Consider the following 13,548-nt stretch of genomic DNA (forward strand, 5'->3'; position numbering starts at 1 on the left):
CGACCGGGCGGGCGATTTCCGTCCTATGCGTAGTGCCGTCGCGGGACGGTGATGTGATAGCCGGAGTCCAGCAGCTGCGGGAGATATTCGCGCAGCGCCCGGACACTCTGGGAGCGGTCGCCCCCGGCGTCGTGCGAGAGCACCACGACGCCGGGGGCGGCGCCGTTCTCGACCCGGCCGACGATGGTGCGGGCGCCGGGGGCGGTCCAGTCGAGGGTGTCGACGGTCCAGGCGAGGGGCTCCATGCCGAGTTCGGCGCCGAGCTGGAACGCGGCCCGGTTCCAGGCGCCGTAGGGCGCGCGGAACCACTGGGGGCGTTCGCCGTACGCCTCCTCGATGACATCGCAGGTGCGTTCCATCTCGGAGTGGATCCGGCCCCGGCTGAGCCGGGTGAGCAGGGGGTGGGACCAGGTGTGGTTGCCGACGACGTGGCCCTCGTCGGCCATGCGTTCCAGCAGGTCCTTGTTGTCGACCGCCATCTCGCCGCACACGAAGAACATCGCGCGGACGTCGTACTCCGCCAGGGTGTCCAGGATGTGGGGGGTGTAGCGGGGGTCGGGTCCGTCGTCGAAGGTCAGCACCATGGTCCGGCCGCGTCCGGAGACCCGTAGCAGCGGCTCGTGGCGCACCAGGGTGCGGCGGGGGGCGGTGCGCGGGGGCCCGTAGCCGGTCAGGGGCTGGAGGCGGTACGCGGAGGGCTTGAGCGGGCGGCGCGCCGGGGGGCCCGCGGCGGGGAGCGCGGGTCGCGCGGGGGCGTCTCCGGTGCCCGCCGCGAACAGTGCGGCGGTGCCGGCCGCCCCGGCGGTGGCGGCGCCGACGAGCAGGGCCCGGCGTCGCGAGAGCAGCCGGGTGAGCAACTGATCCTTCGTCATGACTCATCAGTCGCCCGAACCATGGCCGACGCACCAGGACTTGACCGGTGCGGCGGCAGGAAAGCACCCGCCCGGCCTACGTCGTGTCGTCAGCGACGGCGCACCAGAGGGAACGGCAGCGTCTCTCTGATGGTGCGTCCGGTGAGGAACATGACGAGCCGGTCGACGCCGATGCCGAGGCCTCCGGTGGGCGGCATCGCGTACTCGAGGGCGTCGAGGAAGTCCTCGTCGAGTTCCATCGCCTCGGGGTCTCCCCCGGCGGCGAGCAGCGACTGGGCGGTCAGCCGGCGGCGTTGCTCGACGGGGTCGGTCAGCTCGGAGTAGGCGGTGCCGAGTTCGGTGCCGAAGGCGACGAGGTCCCAGCGCTCGGCGAGCCGCGGGTCGGTGCGGTGCTGGCGGGTGAGCGGGGAGACGTCGGTGGGGAAGTCCTTGTAGAAGGTGGGCAGCTGGGTCCGCTCCTCGACCAGCCGTTCGTACATCTCGAGTACGACGTCGCCGCGGCCGTCGTCGCCCGTGTACGGCACGCCCGCGCGGTCGCAGTGCCGGTGCAGCCGCAGCAGTTCCGTGTCGGCGTCGATCTCCTCGCCCAGTGCCTCGGAGATGGCGCCGTAGACGGTCTTGACCGGCCAGTCGCCGGAGATGTCGTACTCGGTGCCGTCCTTGCGGGCGAGCGGTGAGCCGAAGGCGGCGGTGGCGGCGCCCTGGATGAGCTCGCGGGTGAGGTCGAGCATGACGTCGTAGTCGGCGAAGGCCTGGTAGGCCTCCAGCATCGTGAACTCGGGGTTGTGCTTGTAGGAGACGCCCTCGTTGCGGAAGGTGCGGCCCATCTCGAAGACCTTCTCGAGGCCGCCGACGCACAGTCGTTTGAGGTACAGCTCGGGGGCGATGCGCAGATAGAGGTCGAGGTCGTAGGCGTTGATGTGGGTGGTGAAGGGGCGGGCGTTGGCGCCGCCGTGGATCTGCTGGAGCATCGGGGTCTCGACCTCCAGGTAGCCGCGCTCCAGCAGGCCCTGGCGCAGGGCCTGTACGGCGGTGGAGCGGGCGCGGACCACGTCGCGGGCCTCGGGACTGGCGACCAGGTCGAGGTAGCGCATCCGGACCTTGGCCTCGGGGTCGGTCAGGCCGCGGCGTTTGTCGGGCAGGGGGCGCAGGCACTTGCCGGTGAGCTGCCAGGTGGTGACGAAGACGGTGGGTTCGCCCTTGTCGCTGACGCCTGCCGTGCCGGTGGCGGTGATGTGGTCGCCGATGTCGGTGTCGGCGGTGAAGCGGGCGAGTTCGGCGCCCGACTGTGCGCGGGTGAGGGCGAGTTGGTGGTCGCCGGACCAGTCGCGCAGGGTGAGGAAGACGATGCCGCCGAAGTCCCGCACCCGCATGACCCGGCCCGCGACGGTGACCTCCTCGCCCTCCGGGACGTCGGCGAGGGTGTGGGTGCGCTCCGGGACGCCGACCGGGTAGGGGTCGACGCCCTCGGCGCGCAGCCGGTCCAGTTTCCGGTGCCGGATGCGGGCCTGCTCGGGCAGGCCCGCATCCGGGCCGGCCGACCCGGCCTCGTCCCCTCCGTCGAGGCCGAGCGCCGACAGCGGCGGCAGGCCTTCGGTGGTGGCCGGCCGCGGCCCGGCCTTCGGGTGCCCCTTTCCCCAGAGTTTGCGCAAGGAGGGTACGGAGACGAAGCCCTCGGCGATTCCGGAGGCGAGGCCGATGCGGGCGAGGGCGCCGGTCTCGCCGTAGCAGATGAAGCGGGGGTACCACTCGGGGTGGTACTTGGCGTTGGAGCGGTACAGGGCCTCCAGCTGCCACCACTTGGAGAAGAAGAGCAGCAGGCGGCGCCAGAGGCGGAGCACGGGGCCGGCGCCGATACGGGCGCCCTCCTCGAAGGCCGAGCGGAACACGGCGAAGTTGAGGGAGATCCGGCGTACGCCCAGTTTCGGGGCCACCGCGCACAGTTCGGTGACCATGAACTCCATGACGCCGTTGGGTGCGCTGCGGTCACGGCGCATCAGGTCGAGGGAGACGCCGTCGGCGCCCCAGGGTACGAAGGAGAGCAGGGCGAGGAGCTTGCCGTCCTCGTCGAGGGCCTCCACGAGGAGGCAGTCGCCGTCGGCGGGGTCGCCGAGGCGGTCCAGGGCCATGGAGAAGCCGCGTTCGGTCTCGGTGTCGCGCCAGGCGTCGGCCTTGTCGACGACCTCCTCCATCTCCGCGTCGGTGAGGGCCGAGTGGCGGCGGATACGGCAGTGGGCGCCGGTGCGGCGGACCCGGTTCACGGCCTGCCGGGTGACGCGCATGTCGCGGCCGCCGAGGTCGAAGTCGGCCACGTTCAGGATCGCCTCGTCGCCGAGCTGGAGGGCGCCGAGTCCGGCGCGGGCGTAGGCCTTGGCGCCGTCCTCGGAGGCGCCCATGGCGGCGGGCGCCCAGGCGTGTCGGCGGGCCGCGTCGAGCCAGGCGGCGATCGCGTGCGGCCAGGCCTCGCGGTCGCCGACGGGGTCGCCGCTGGCGAGGCAGACGCCGGCCTCGACGCGGTAGGTGACGGCGGCCTTGCCGCTGGGCGAGAAGACGACGGCCTTGTCGCGCCGGGTGGCGAAGTAGCCGAGGGAGTCGTTCTCGCCGTAGGCGTTCAGCAGGGCCCGGATGCGGGCCTCCTCGTCGCCGTGCAGGGCGGCTTCCATGCGCTGGGAGCGGAAGAGGGTGGCCGCGGCGTTCAGCAGGGCCAGGGCGCCGAAGAGGCCGAGCAGGAAGTACAGGGGGCGGGGTGGCTCGCCGTCGAAGGAGCGGCCGGAGACCAGGCCGCCGCAGACCCGGTTGGCGGCCCACAGCAGCCGCCGGCCGCGCGGCAGGTCGCCGGGGAAGAGCTCCACCAGGCCCCAGCCGACGAGGATGCCGAGGGCGAGCCCGGCCAGCAGGACGAGGACGGCCCGGCGGACGGCGGCCCGGCGGGAGGCGCCGTAGAACTCTCCCCGGGCGATGACGAGCAGGGCCAGCGCGAGGCCGCACACGACGAGGGAGGGGAGGGAGTCGAAGTAGAGGCCGACCGCCACGCCGAGGGCGTCGACGAGGACGAGCAGGCCCAGGTAGACCACGACCAGCCACCAGGCGACCTTCTTGCGGGCGGCGGTGGCGCCGGCGAGGAGGAAGAGGAAGACGGCGTAGGCGAGGTTGGCGCTGACCGGGACGATGAGGAGGTCGAGGAGGCGGACGACGGGGCGCAGGAGTCTGCGCAGCGGCGGGATGAAGGCGAGCAGCAGACACAGCAGTCCGAGGGCGCCGAAGAAGGCCGCGAAGCCCTCCGGCACCCTGCTGAGGAGGCCGCTGCCGGGCCGCCGTGTCCGGCCCGTGGTGTCCTTCGCCGGTACGGCCTCGACGGTGGCACTCATGTTCCGACTGTAGGAACAGCCGGGCCGCCCCGCCCGTCGAAAGGACCCGCGCGGCGTCGGGACCAGCGGTTTCCGATAGCCTCCCTGCCGTGACGGAACAGCACTCGCACCAGTTCGAGCGGGGCACGGACGGGCCCAAGGTCATCGTCGTCGGAGTGGACGGCTCCGACTCCTCCTTCAGAGCGGCGGCCTACGCCGGTGGCCTGGCCCGCCGGCAGCACGCGCTGCTCGCGGTCGTCTATGTGCAGCCGGTGCTGGCGGCGGGCGCGGCGCTCGGGGCGCCGGTCGCGGAGACCACCGACGAGATCGCCGAGGACCTGGTGGCGCAGATCCGGGAGGCGACCGAGCGCACGAAGGGGATATTCGACGTGCGCTGGGAGTTCCACACGTTCCGCGGTGACCCGTACGGCGGTCTGGTGAAGGCGGCGGACGAGCTGAAGGCGGACGCGGTGGTGGTGGGCGCCTCGGAGCAGGCCGGTCACCGGATCGTGGGCTCGGTGGCGGTGCGGCTGGTGAAGGCCGGGCGGTGGCCGGTGACCGTGGTTCCGTAGCCCCGGTCAGAGGGTGCGCAGGAAGTCCAGAAGGATCTTGTTGAACTCCTCGGGCTTCTCCAAATTCGGGTAGTGGCCGACGCCGTCCATGGTCACGGCGCGGCCGTTCCGGACGGCGCCGGCGAGTCGTTCGGCCGCGTCGGTCATGCCGGGGGCCTCCAGCGTGCCGTTGAGGGCGAGCAGGGGGACGTCGACGCGGTCCAGACGGGGCCAGGAGTCGGTCACGCGCACGTGCCAGTCCTTCTCTCCAGGTGAGTGCTTGGAGAGGGTGTGCAGGCCCATCTCCCGCAGCCGCCGCGTGATCGCGGGATCCATGTCGTCGAGGGAGCGGTGCTCGCCGGGCAGGACCCGCAGGAAGGCGGCGAGCCAGCCCTCGAGGTCACCGGCGCCGAGCGTGCGCGCGTATTCGGCCTGGATCCCGCGGGTCCAGGGGTCGGTGTACTGGAAGTCGCCGGTCGCGGCGCCGCAGGTGACCACGGCACGGACGAGTTCGGGGTGCTCCAGCATGGTGTCGGTGACGACCACTCCGCCCATCGACAGGCCGACGAGGACCGCGGGCCCCGCGTCGAGGTGGCGCAGCAGGTCGGCGAGGTCGTCGGCCCAGCGGAACGGTCGCGTCGCGTTGGCCGAGAAGCCGTGGCCCCGCACGTCCGGCGCGATCACCCGGTACTCGGTGGCGAGCTCCGGTATCTGGTCCGACCAGAAACGGTGGTCCACGAACCCGGCGTGGACGAGGACCACGAGATCGCCGGAGCCCGCGTCGAGATAGGCGAGATCGCCGTCGGTGGACGGGAAGCGGCTGAGTTCCGAAGCAACTGTCATGACAACCAAGGTGTCATCTTCGGACGACTTTGACAACCTGGTTGTCATGATGAGCTCGGTGCATGATGTCCGGGTGAACGACATCGACGCCCCGGCCAACGACGACGACGCTCCACTGCCCCCCGACGAACTCGGCCACCGGGTCGGCGAGGTGTTCGACCTGATCGGCGCGCTCTACCGGCGCGGGCTGCGCAAGCTGGAGCAGGGCGAGGAGATCGAGGGGGCGTCCGTCGGCGTGCGCTCCGTGCTCGTCCTGCTGCACCGGTACGGCGCCATGACGGTGCCTCAGATGGCCCGGATCATGGCGCTGACCCGGCAGTTCGTCCAGCGCATGACCAACGACGCGACGGACCGCGGCTGGGTCGAGGCCACCCCCAACCCCGCCCATCAACGGTCCTCGCTGATCCGGATCACCGACGAGGGCGAGGCGGTCATCACCGCGATCCTCGCCCGTGAGCACGCCCTGAACCGGCAGGTCGGCGGCGGCGAGCTGACCGAGGCCGAACTACGGGCGTGCACCCGCGTGCTGAAGGAGATGCTGCGCACCTTCGACCATGTGGACATGGACTGACCTACTCCCCCATCGTCAGCCCGTCCTTCGCCCCGCCCCGGCTCAGCACCACCTCCCGGATGCGGTCGCGCACCCAGCTCAGCTCGGCGCCCTCCGCGATCGCCTGGTTGAGGTTCACCACCCGGCCGGCGTCGACGTCGAAGAGCTGCGGGACGAACTCGGCCTTGCGCACCTCCCAGCGGCCGCCCGGTTTCGCGGGCGGGGCGAAGGTGAAGCGGCCGATGGTGGACTGGTTGCCGCGCGGGTCCTGGGCGCCCTGGTGGTTGTACATCTCGCCGGCGATCTGGTCGCCCATGCCGTAGATGACCCAGGTCCCGTTGACCTTCTCGTACGCCTGCGGGACATGGGCGTGGGTGCCGAGGATCAGGTCGATGTCGGGGCGGCCGTCCGTGCGGGCGGCGGTGAGGGAGCGCGCCAGCGCGACCTGGCGGTCGTCGGGGGTGTCCTGCCATTCGGTGCCCCAGTGCACGGAGACCACGACCACGTCGGCGCCCGCCGCCCGGGCCGCGCGGGCGTCCGCGAGGATCTTCTGCTCGTCGATGAGGTTGACGGCCCAGGGCTGCCCCTGCGGCAGCGGGTAGCCGTTGGTGTCGTAGGTGTACGCGAGGTGGGCGACCTTCGCGGCGCCCGCGCGCAGGATCGTGACCGTGCGCGCCTCGCCCTCGGTGCGGGCGCTGCCGGCGTGCCGTACGCCCTCGCGGTCGAGCGCGTCGAGGGTGCGGCGGACACCGTCGGCGCCGTCGTCGAGGCTGTGGTTGGAGGCGGTCGAGCAGCCGTCGTAGCCGGTGGCGGCGAGGCCTGCGGCGACTTCGGGCGGGGACTTGAAGGCGGGGTATCCGGTGTAGTCGCCGTCGGCGCCGTAGACGGTCTCCATGTGACACAGCGCCAGATCGGCGCGGGAGACGAGCGGTTCGACGCCCGAGAGCATCGGGCGGAAGTCGTAGCCGGTGCCGCCCGCGTCGTAGCGGGCGCGGTCGATGATGGAGCTGTGCGGGAGGACGTCGCCGGAGGCGACGAGTGTGAAGCCGCGCGGCCCGTCGGCGGACGGGGCCGGACGGCCGGGGCGTTCGGGAGGGTCCTGGTCCTGGGCCTGGCAGGCGGCGCCCGCGGTCAGGAGGGCCATCAGGGCCAGGGCCACCTGTTGTCTGCGTGCAATCATCAGCTCACCCCACTGTGATCGTATTTACGCATAAATAGGTACGAGGATGAGCGCGGCCGCAAACGGTCCGGGCACGTTCATTCGTCCTATGGGCGATGTGGAGGGAACCGTTCGTCGTACCGTTCGTCGACGCGATCGACCGTCCGCCGCAGATCCGGGTACGTGCCCTGTCCCTCACCGGCACGCTGCGATGCCATACGGCCATGACGGCCGGAATCACGCTCACGAACGGGACGACGACCGCCGAGCACGAGCTCGCCGCGCTGCAGCGCGAGCACGGCCGGCCTCTCTTCGCGCTGCTCCTGCGGCTGTGCGACGGAGACCGGCAGCGCGCCGAGGACCTCGTGCAGGAGACCCTCGTACGGGCCTGGCAGCATCCCGAGGCGCTGCGCGCCGACGACTTCGAGTCCGTACGGCCGTGGCTGCTGACCGTGGGACGGCGGCTCGCCATCGACGCGCGGCGGGCCCGGCAGGCGCGGCCGCCGGAGGTCGGGGACGCGATCCTGGAGAACGCGCGGGTGTGCGCGGACCACGCCGAACGGGCCGCGGCCGCCCTCGATGTGCGCGAGGCTGTGAAGACACTCACTCCTGAGCACCGTGAAGTCCTGGTGCTCGTGTACTTCCAGGGGGCGAGTGTGGCGGAGGCCGCGCAGGCCCTCGGGATTCCGCCCGGTACCGTGAAGTCCCGCGCGTACTACGCGCTGCGCGCCCTGCGCCGGGTTCTTCCGGGATATGCGGCCGACCTGCGGTGAAACCCATGTTGCGGCAAAGGCTCCGTAAAGTGCCTTGCTGACGACCATGGTTGAGTAATCGGCTGTCTTCATCCGTGTTCCCGACTGGGGCCCGGCAACGGGCGACGCGCACGCACCGGAGGAAGGCAGGAAGGGATGCTGCACAGAGGTCAAGAGAGCACGGACGGCGCCGGTGGCGGTGAACTCACCGTCCCCATGGCCTGGTTGTACGCCGAGTACATTGCCGACGAGCTGCTGCGAACCGGCGATCTGATGCCGCCGACGTCCTTCGAGTTCCGTGCCGGGCGGGACGCCCTGGCGCTGACCATCTTCCTGGCCGACACCGACGGAGAGCTGTCCGGCATCCGCGTGGTCTCCCAGCTGGAGACCTGGCTGTCGCTGACGGCCTACGACCAGCCCTGGCAGGACTGGGTGCGCGAACGCATGGCCGGACTCGCCGCCGAGGCGATCGAGTCCGGGGCCCCCACACCCGATCTGGACCTGGCCGAGGCGGCCTGGCAATGGTTGGAGGAGACCGAACTGCTCGCCCCGGACCTCAACGCGGTGCCGGGCGGCGGATCGGGCATCGGGGAGGACGAGGGGCCCCAGGTGTGGACGAAGGCGTGGCAGCTCGGGCTGCCGCTCGGCCACCTCGCCATTCACCTGTTCTAGCCACGAACGCAGAGTCCCGGACCTTTTTCGAACGGGACCAATCCTCACGCCCGGCCGCTCCGAATCTATTGGTTGCGATTCTGTACGGGGCTTGAGTGATTCGGCGGTCCGCTGCGTACGGGTGGGAGCAAGGAGTAACCCCACCCGCACCCAACGGCACGAGGATTCCGCATGAGGTCCCAGGAGAGGCATCGCGACGTCGCCGCGTACGCGCTCGGCGTGCTGGACGAGGCGGATGCCTTCCGCTTCGAGGATCACCTCATGGAGTGCCCTCGGTGCGCGGCTTCCGTCACCGAATTCGGCCCCATCACCCGGCAGTTGATGCTGTACCGGCGCTCGACGCCGCAGTTCGTCAGTCCGCTGGCCAAGCCCGGCCCCCGGATGCTGGACCGCCTGATGTCCGAGGTGGGAACACGCCACCGGACCGGGCGCCGGCGGTTCCTGTGCGCCGTCGCGGCGACCGTGGCGTTCGCGGTGGCCGGACCCGGAATCGTGGTCGTCGCCGGCCGGGGCGGTGACAACGCCGTGCAGATGGAGGCGACCGACGCGCGGTCCGGCGTCTGGGCCCAGGTCACCGCCGCGGACGAGACCGCGGGCACCCAGGTGGAACTGAAGGTGAAGGACGGGGCCGGCCCCCGCACCTGCCTCCTGGTGATCGTCGGCCACGACGGCTCCGAGGAGACGGTCACCACCTGGAGCGTCCCCCGCCACGACGCCCGCGAGCTGGTGATGAACGGCGCCTCGTCCTACCACCCCGACCAGATCGCCCGTTACGAGGTCCGCACCACGGACGGGGAGCGCCTGGTGACGCTCAACTCCGGCTGAGGGCGAACGCGGGGCACGGTCCCGGCGTCTCAGGAGCGACAACCGTTCGGTCCTGGGGGAACACATGCGTACACGCCTCGCGAGCACCGCCGCCCTGCTGCTTCCACTCGCCGTCCTCCTCGTCGGGTGCGGCAGTGAACCCGCCTCACGGGCGCAGACCACCGACTCCAAGTCCCGCGCCCGCGAGGTCGCCGAGGCCTGGGACGGCTCTCGGGCCGCCGAGGTGTGGCGGCAGGGCTACTACCCGCTGGCGGACACCGTCCAGCTTCCGAAGGACGCCTTCCACGACGAGGAGGACAAGGAGGCCTATCTCAACCGCAACCTCGTCCTCGACACCGAACTGCCCACCGGGTCACCGCAGAAGGGCAAGGTGACATGGGAGGGCGGCGGCGCGCTGAGCCTGCCCCTGATGGCCCCGGACGAGGCGTTCCGCGGTGTCTCCGGCAACGAGGGCGACGGGCCGCGGCTGACCGTGACCGCGGTGAAGCTCGGCGAGGCGAGCCTCCTCACCAGCCGTGGGCCGGCCACCGTCCCCGCCTGGCTGTTCACCCTGAAGGGATACGACACCCCGCTCAAGCGGGTCGCCCTCGCGGCCTCGCAGCTTCCCGAACCGCCCATCAAGCCCGCCGGGGACACCTCCGACGACCTCATGGACCTCGCCGGGCTCTCCTCGGTGAGCGAGGACGGCCGGTCCGTCACCGTCGACGCCTACCACGGGGCCTGCGACGACGGCCCCAGGGTGCATGTGCTGGAGACGGACGGCAGCGTGGTGCTGTCCGCCTCGATCGTCGGGACGAGCGACGGCTCCTGCACCTCCAACCTGCTGAGCAGGAAGGTCACCGTGAAGCTGGAGAGCCCGCTCGGCGACCGGGTGCTGCTGGACGCCTTCGCGGGCGCGCCGGTGCCGCAGGGGCGCCACGTCACTTGAGCAGCTTCGACATCCTGCGGTCCGCCAGCGGTTTGCCGCCGGTCTGGCAGGTCGGGCAGTACTGGAGGGAGGAGTCGCTGAAGGAGACCTCGCGGACGGTGTCGCCGCACACGGGGCAGGGCTCTCCGGTGCGGCCGTGCACCCGCAGCCCGCTCTTCTTCTCGGCCTTCAGCCGCCCGGCCGCCACTCCGCGGGAGCGCTCGACCGCCTCGCTCAGGGTGGTGCGCAGCGCCTCGTACAGCCGTGCCGTCTCCTCGGGGGTGAGCGACGCGGCCAGTTTGAAGGGGGACATCTTCGCCACGTGCAGGATCTCGTCGCTGTAGGCGTTGCCCACCCCGGCGATCAGGGACTGGTCGCGCAGCGCGCCCTTGATCTGGCGGCGCTCCCCGGCCAGCAGCTCCGCGAACCGGGCCTCGTCGAAGTCGGCCGCGAGCGGGTCGGGGCCGAGCCGGGCCACGCCGGGGACGTCCTGCGGGTCCCCCACGACGTACACCGCGAGCCGCTTCTGCGTGCCCGCCTCCGTCAGGTCGAAGCCGGCGCCCGTCTCCAGGGCCACGCGCAGCGCGAGGGGGCCCTTTCCGGGGCGGGGCGGGCCGTCGGGGAGCCGGTCCTTCCAGTGCAGCCAGCCGGCCCGGGCCAGGTGGGTCACCAGGTGCGGGCCGCCGTCGGTGACGAGGTCGAGGAACTTGCCGTACCGGTGCACGGCGGTGACCTCACGATCCTCCAGGGCACTCACCGGTGGGTCGTACGTCTTCAGGACGCTGATCGCCATGGGCAGCACCCGTACGATCTCGTGGCCGACCAGGTTCTCGGTGAGGAAGTCCTTGAGCGCTTCGACCTCGGGAAGTTCCGGCATACGTCCAGAGTGCCACCGGTGACAGGAGTGCTCAGCTCCAGCTCGGCTCCAGCTCGAACTCGGCTCAGCTCGGATCCGCACCGCTGCGCTCCGGCACCAGGAACTCGCACCACACGCACTTGCCGCCGCCCCGCGCCTCCACGCCCCACACGTCCGTCAGCAGGTCGACGAGGAGCAGACCGCGCCCCGAGACCCCCGACTCCCCCGCCTCCCGGCGGCGGGGAAGGGCGCTGGAGGAGTCCTCGACCTCGACCCGGAGCCGCCGGTCGGAGCCGGCCAGCACCCGCAGGGTGACGATGGCAGCGCCCTCGGTGTGCATGAGGGCGTTGGTGATCAGCTCGTCGGCGACCAGCTCGATCTCGTCGGCCCGGTCCCGGGCGCCCCAGGCGCGGACCGCCGCGCGGATCATGTGCCGGGCCTCCGCCAGCGCCTCCGGGTCGCCCGAGGCGACGTGCTGCTGGAGCCGGCCGCCGGACTGCGGGGCGTCCAGGCCCCGGCGGCGCAGCAGGAGCAGGGCCACGTCGTCGTCGCCGCCGCGTTCCTCGGCCACGTCGATGAGCAGGTCGGCGAGGTCGCGGACGTCGGCGGGGCCGGTGGCGATGAGCGCGGTGAGGGTCTGCATGCCGTCGTCGAGGTCGGCGCCGGGCTGCTCGACGAGGCCGTCGGTGCACAGCAGCAGGGTGTTCCCGGGGTCGAGCTCGACCGTGCCGACGGGGTACTCCAGGCGACCGAACTCGGCGGACAGCCCGAGCGGCAGCCCGCCCTCGACGGGGACGCGCCGGCAGCTGCCGTCGGCCTGTCGCACCAGCGGGTCGATATGGCCGGCCCGGACGACCTGGACGACCCCGGTGGCCAGGTCCGCCTCGGCGTACAGGCAGGTCGCGAAGCGGTCGGTGTCCAGTTCGTGCAGGAAGACGGAGGCGCGGGCCATCACGGTGGCGGGGGTGTGGCCCTCGGCGGCGTAGGCGCGCAGCACGATCCGCAGCTGGCCCATGACGGCGGCGGCGTGGGTGTCGTGGCCCTGGACGTCGCCGATGACGGCGCCGACCCGGCCGCCGGGCAGCGGGATGAGGTCGTACCAGTCGCCGCCGATGTCCCGTCCCAGGGACGCCGAGCGGTAGCGGACGGCGACGTCGGCGCCGCGCACGCTGGGGATGGTGCGGGGCAGCATGGCCTGCTGGAGGCCGGTGGCGAGGTCCTTCTCCTGCTCGTAGAACATCGCGCGCTGGAGGCTCTGGGCGATGCTGGAGCCGAGGGCGACGAGGACGTTGCGGTCCTCGGGGGAGAAGCCGCGCCGGTCGCTGTAGAGCAGGCCCATGGCGCCGATGGGTCTGGCCTGGGCGATCAGCGGGAGGTAGGCCGCCGAGGTGATGTCGAGGTCGGTGATGTGCGGCCACAGCATCGGGTAGCCCCGCGCGAACTCCTCCGGTGACTCGATGAAGCGCGGGGTCAGGGTGCGCACGACCTCGCTCATGGGGTACGGCTCGTCGATGCGGGTGACGTCGGTGCCGGGGACGAAGCTGCCCGCGGGGCCCTCGGCGACCAGTCTGATGCGGCCGGCCTCGACCAGGCCCATGACCAGGCTGGTGGCGCCGAGGTGGGTCAGTCCGTGGGTGTCCTTGAGGACGTCGATGACGTCGTCGACGGTCCGGGCGTGGGCGAGGGCGGCCGTGGTGAGCTGGACGACGTTGGTCTGTTCCTGCCGGGCGGCGTCCTGGCCGGCCTGCTCCCGGCGGGTTCTGAGGTCGTCGAGCTCCTGGGTGGCGTCGCGGACGATGCCGACGATCCGGCGCGGCCGGCCGGTCTCGTCGCGCCGGATGTAGCCCTGGGTGTGGGTCCAGCGCAGCGAGCCGTTACGGCAGCGGATGCGGAAGTAGGTGCCGTAGTTCTCGCTGCCGTCCTTCATGGCCTGGGAGACCAGGCCGTCCAGCCGGTACGCCTCCGGGGCCGGGACCCGGATCGCGAGGGTCTCGGGGTGGCCGTCGTATTCGTCGGGGCGCAGGTCGAAGACCTCGTGGGCCTGGGCGTCCATGTGGAACAGACCGGTGTCCAGGTCCCAGTCGAAGCTGCCCATGCGGTTGAGCGCCAGGATCGGGTCCGGGTGGGCGGGCCAGTCGTCCGGGAGTGACAGGGCGCTCGCTCCCCGATCAACCATGGGGCCACCTTGCCAGGGTTTGGCCGATTCTTCGACTG

12 protein-coding genes are annotated in these 13,548 nt (G+C 71.8%); 6 read left to right on the plus strand and 6 right to left on the minus strand.

The features are described from left to right. Positions 1-23: 23 nt before the first annotated feature. Together ABKA17_RS07810 and lysX are read right to left on the minus strand one after the other, a co-directional pair. Positions 24-872 (minus strand): polysaccharide deacetylase family protein, encoded by an 849-nt coding sequence (locus ABKA17_RS07810; RefSeq protein WP_353691149.1) that lies wholly within the window; start codon positions 870-872, stop codon positions 24-26. An 89-nt stretch (positions 873-961) separates the two neighbouring features. Beyond that, entirely contained in the window at positions 962-4,240 is a 3,279-nt protein-coding gene (gene lysX / locus ABKA17_RS07815; RefSeq protein ID WP_353691150.1) for a bifunctional lysylphosphatidylglycerol synthetase/lysine--tRNA ligase LysX, read from the minus strand. 89 nt (positions 4,241-4,329) lie between these two features. On the opposite strand from lysX, the gene ABKA17_RS07820 reads away from it, so the two are divergent. Continuing rightward, on the plus strand, positions 4,330-4,791 hold the full coding sequence (locus ABKA17_RS07820) for a universal stress protein (RefSeq protein WP_353691151.1): 462 nt from the start codon (positions 4,330-4,332) through the stop codon (positions 4,789-4,791). Positions 4,792-4,797: 6 nt separating this feature from the next. On the opposite strand, the gene ABKA17_RS07825 is transcribed toward ABKA17_RS07820, so the two are convergent. Next, positions 4,798-5,613 carry an alpha/beta fold hydrolase gene (locus ABKA17_RS07825; RefSeq protein ID WP_353691152.1) on the minus strand — a complete coding sequence of 272 codons (816 nt, stop codon included), beginning with the start codon at positions 5,611-5,613 and terminating at the stop codon, positions 4,798-4,800. A gap of 49 nt (positions 5,614-5,662) precedes the next feature. Here ABKA17_RS07825 and ABKA17_RS07830 point away from each other — a divergent pair, with 49 nt between their 5' ends. Then, positions 5,663-6,184 (plus strand): MarR family winged helix-turn-helix transcriptional regulator, encoded by a 522-nt coding sequence (locus ABKA17_RS07830; RefSeq protein ID WP_502994186.1) that lies wholly within the window; start codon positions 5,663-5,665, stop codon positions 6,182-6,184. A 1-nt stretch (position 6,185) separates the two neighbouring features. On the opposite strand, the gene ABKA17_RS07835 is transcribed toward ABKA17_RS07830, so the two are convergent. Next, positions 6,186-7,343 (minus strand): CapA family protein, encoded by a 1,158-nt coding sequence (locus tag ABKA17_RS07835; protein ID WP_353691154.1) that lies wholly within the window; start codon positions 7,341-7,343, stop codon positions 6,186-6,188. 203 nt (positions 7,344-7,546) lie between these two features. Between ABKA17_RS07835 and ABKA17_RS07840 the strand changes: the two genes are divergently transcribed. The 4 genes from ABKA17_RS07840 to ABKA17_RS07855 all read left to right on the plus strand — a co-directional run bounded on the left by ABKA17_RS07840 (position 7,547) and on the right by ABKA17_RS07855 (position 10,499). Next, on the plus strand, positions 7,547-8,095 hold the full coding sequence (locus ABKA17_RS07840) for a sigma-70 family RNA polymerase sigma factor (RefSeq protein ID WP_353691609.1): 549 nt from the start codon (positions 7,547-7,549) through the stop codon (positions 8,093-8,095). 135 nt (positions 8,096-8,230) lie between these two features. Further along, on the plus strand, positions 8,231-8,746 hold the full coding sequence (locus ABKA17_RS07845) for a hypothetical protein (protein ID WP_353691155.1): 516 nt from the start codon (positions 8,231-8,233) through the stop codon (positions 8,744-8,746). 171 nt (positions 8,747-8,917) lie between these two features. Further along, on the plus strand, positions 8,918-9,571 hold the full coding sequence (locus tag ABKA17_RS07850; RefSeq protein ID WP_353691156.1) for a zf-HC2 domain-containing protein: 654 nt from the start codon (positions 8,918-8,920) through the stop codon (positions 9,569-9,571). Positions 9,572-9,635: 64 nt separating this feature from the next. Further along, on the plus strand, positions 9,636-10,499 hold the full coding sequence (locus tag ABKA17_RS07855; protein WP_353691157.1) for a hypothetical protein: 864 nt from the start codon (positions 9,636-9,638) through the stop codon (positions 10,497-10,499). Here ABKA17_RS07855 and ABKA17_RS07860 read toward each other — a convergent pair. Together ABKA17_RS07860 and ABKA17_RS07865 are read right to left on the minus strand one after the other, a co-directional pair. After that, a complete protein-coding gene (locus ABKA17_RS07860; protein ID WP_353691158.1) occupies positions 10,492-11,355 on the minus strand; it encodes an Fpg/Nei family DNA glycosylase in 864 nt (287 codons plus the stop codon). The genes ABKA17_RS07855 and ABKA17_RS07860 overlap by 8 nt on opposite strands. 64 nt (positions 11,356-11,419) lie before the next feature. Beyond that, positions 11,420-13,510 (minus strand): SpoIIE family protein phosphatase, encoded by a 2,091-nt coding sequence (locus ABKA17_RS07865; RefSeq protein ID WP_353691159.1) that lies wholly within the window; start codon positions 13,508-13,510, stop codon positions 11,420-11,422. Positions 13,511-13,548 lie beyond the last annotated feature (38 nt).

This window comes from Streptomyces sp. RG80, assembly GCF_040446465.1.
Taxonomy (GTDB): Bacteria; Actinomycetota; Actinomycetes; order Streptomycetales; family Streptomycetaceae; genus Streptomyces.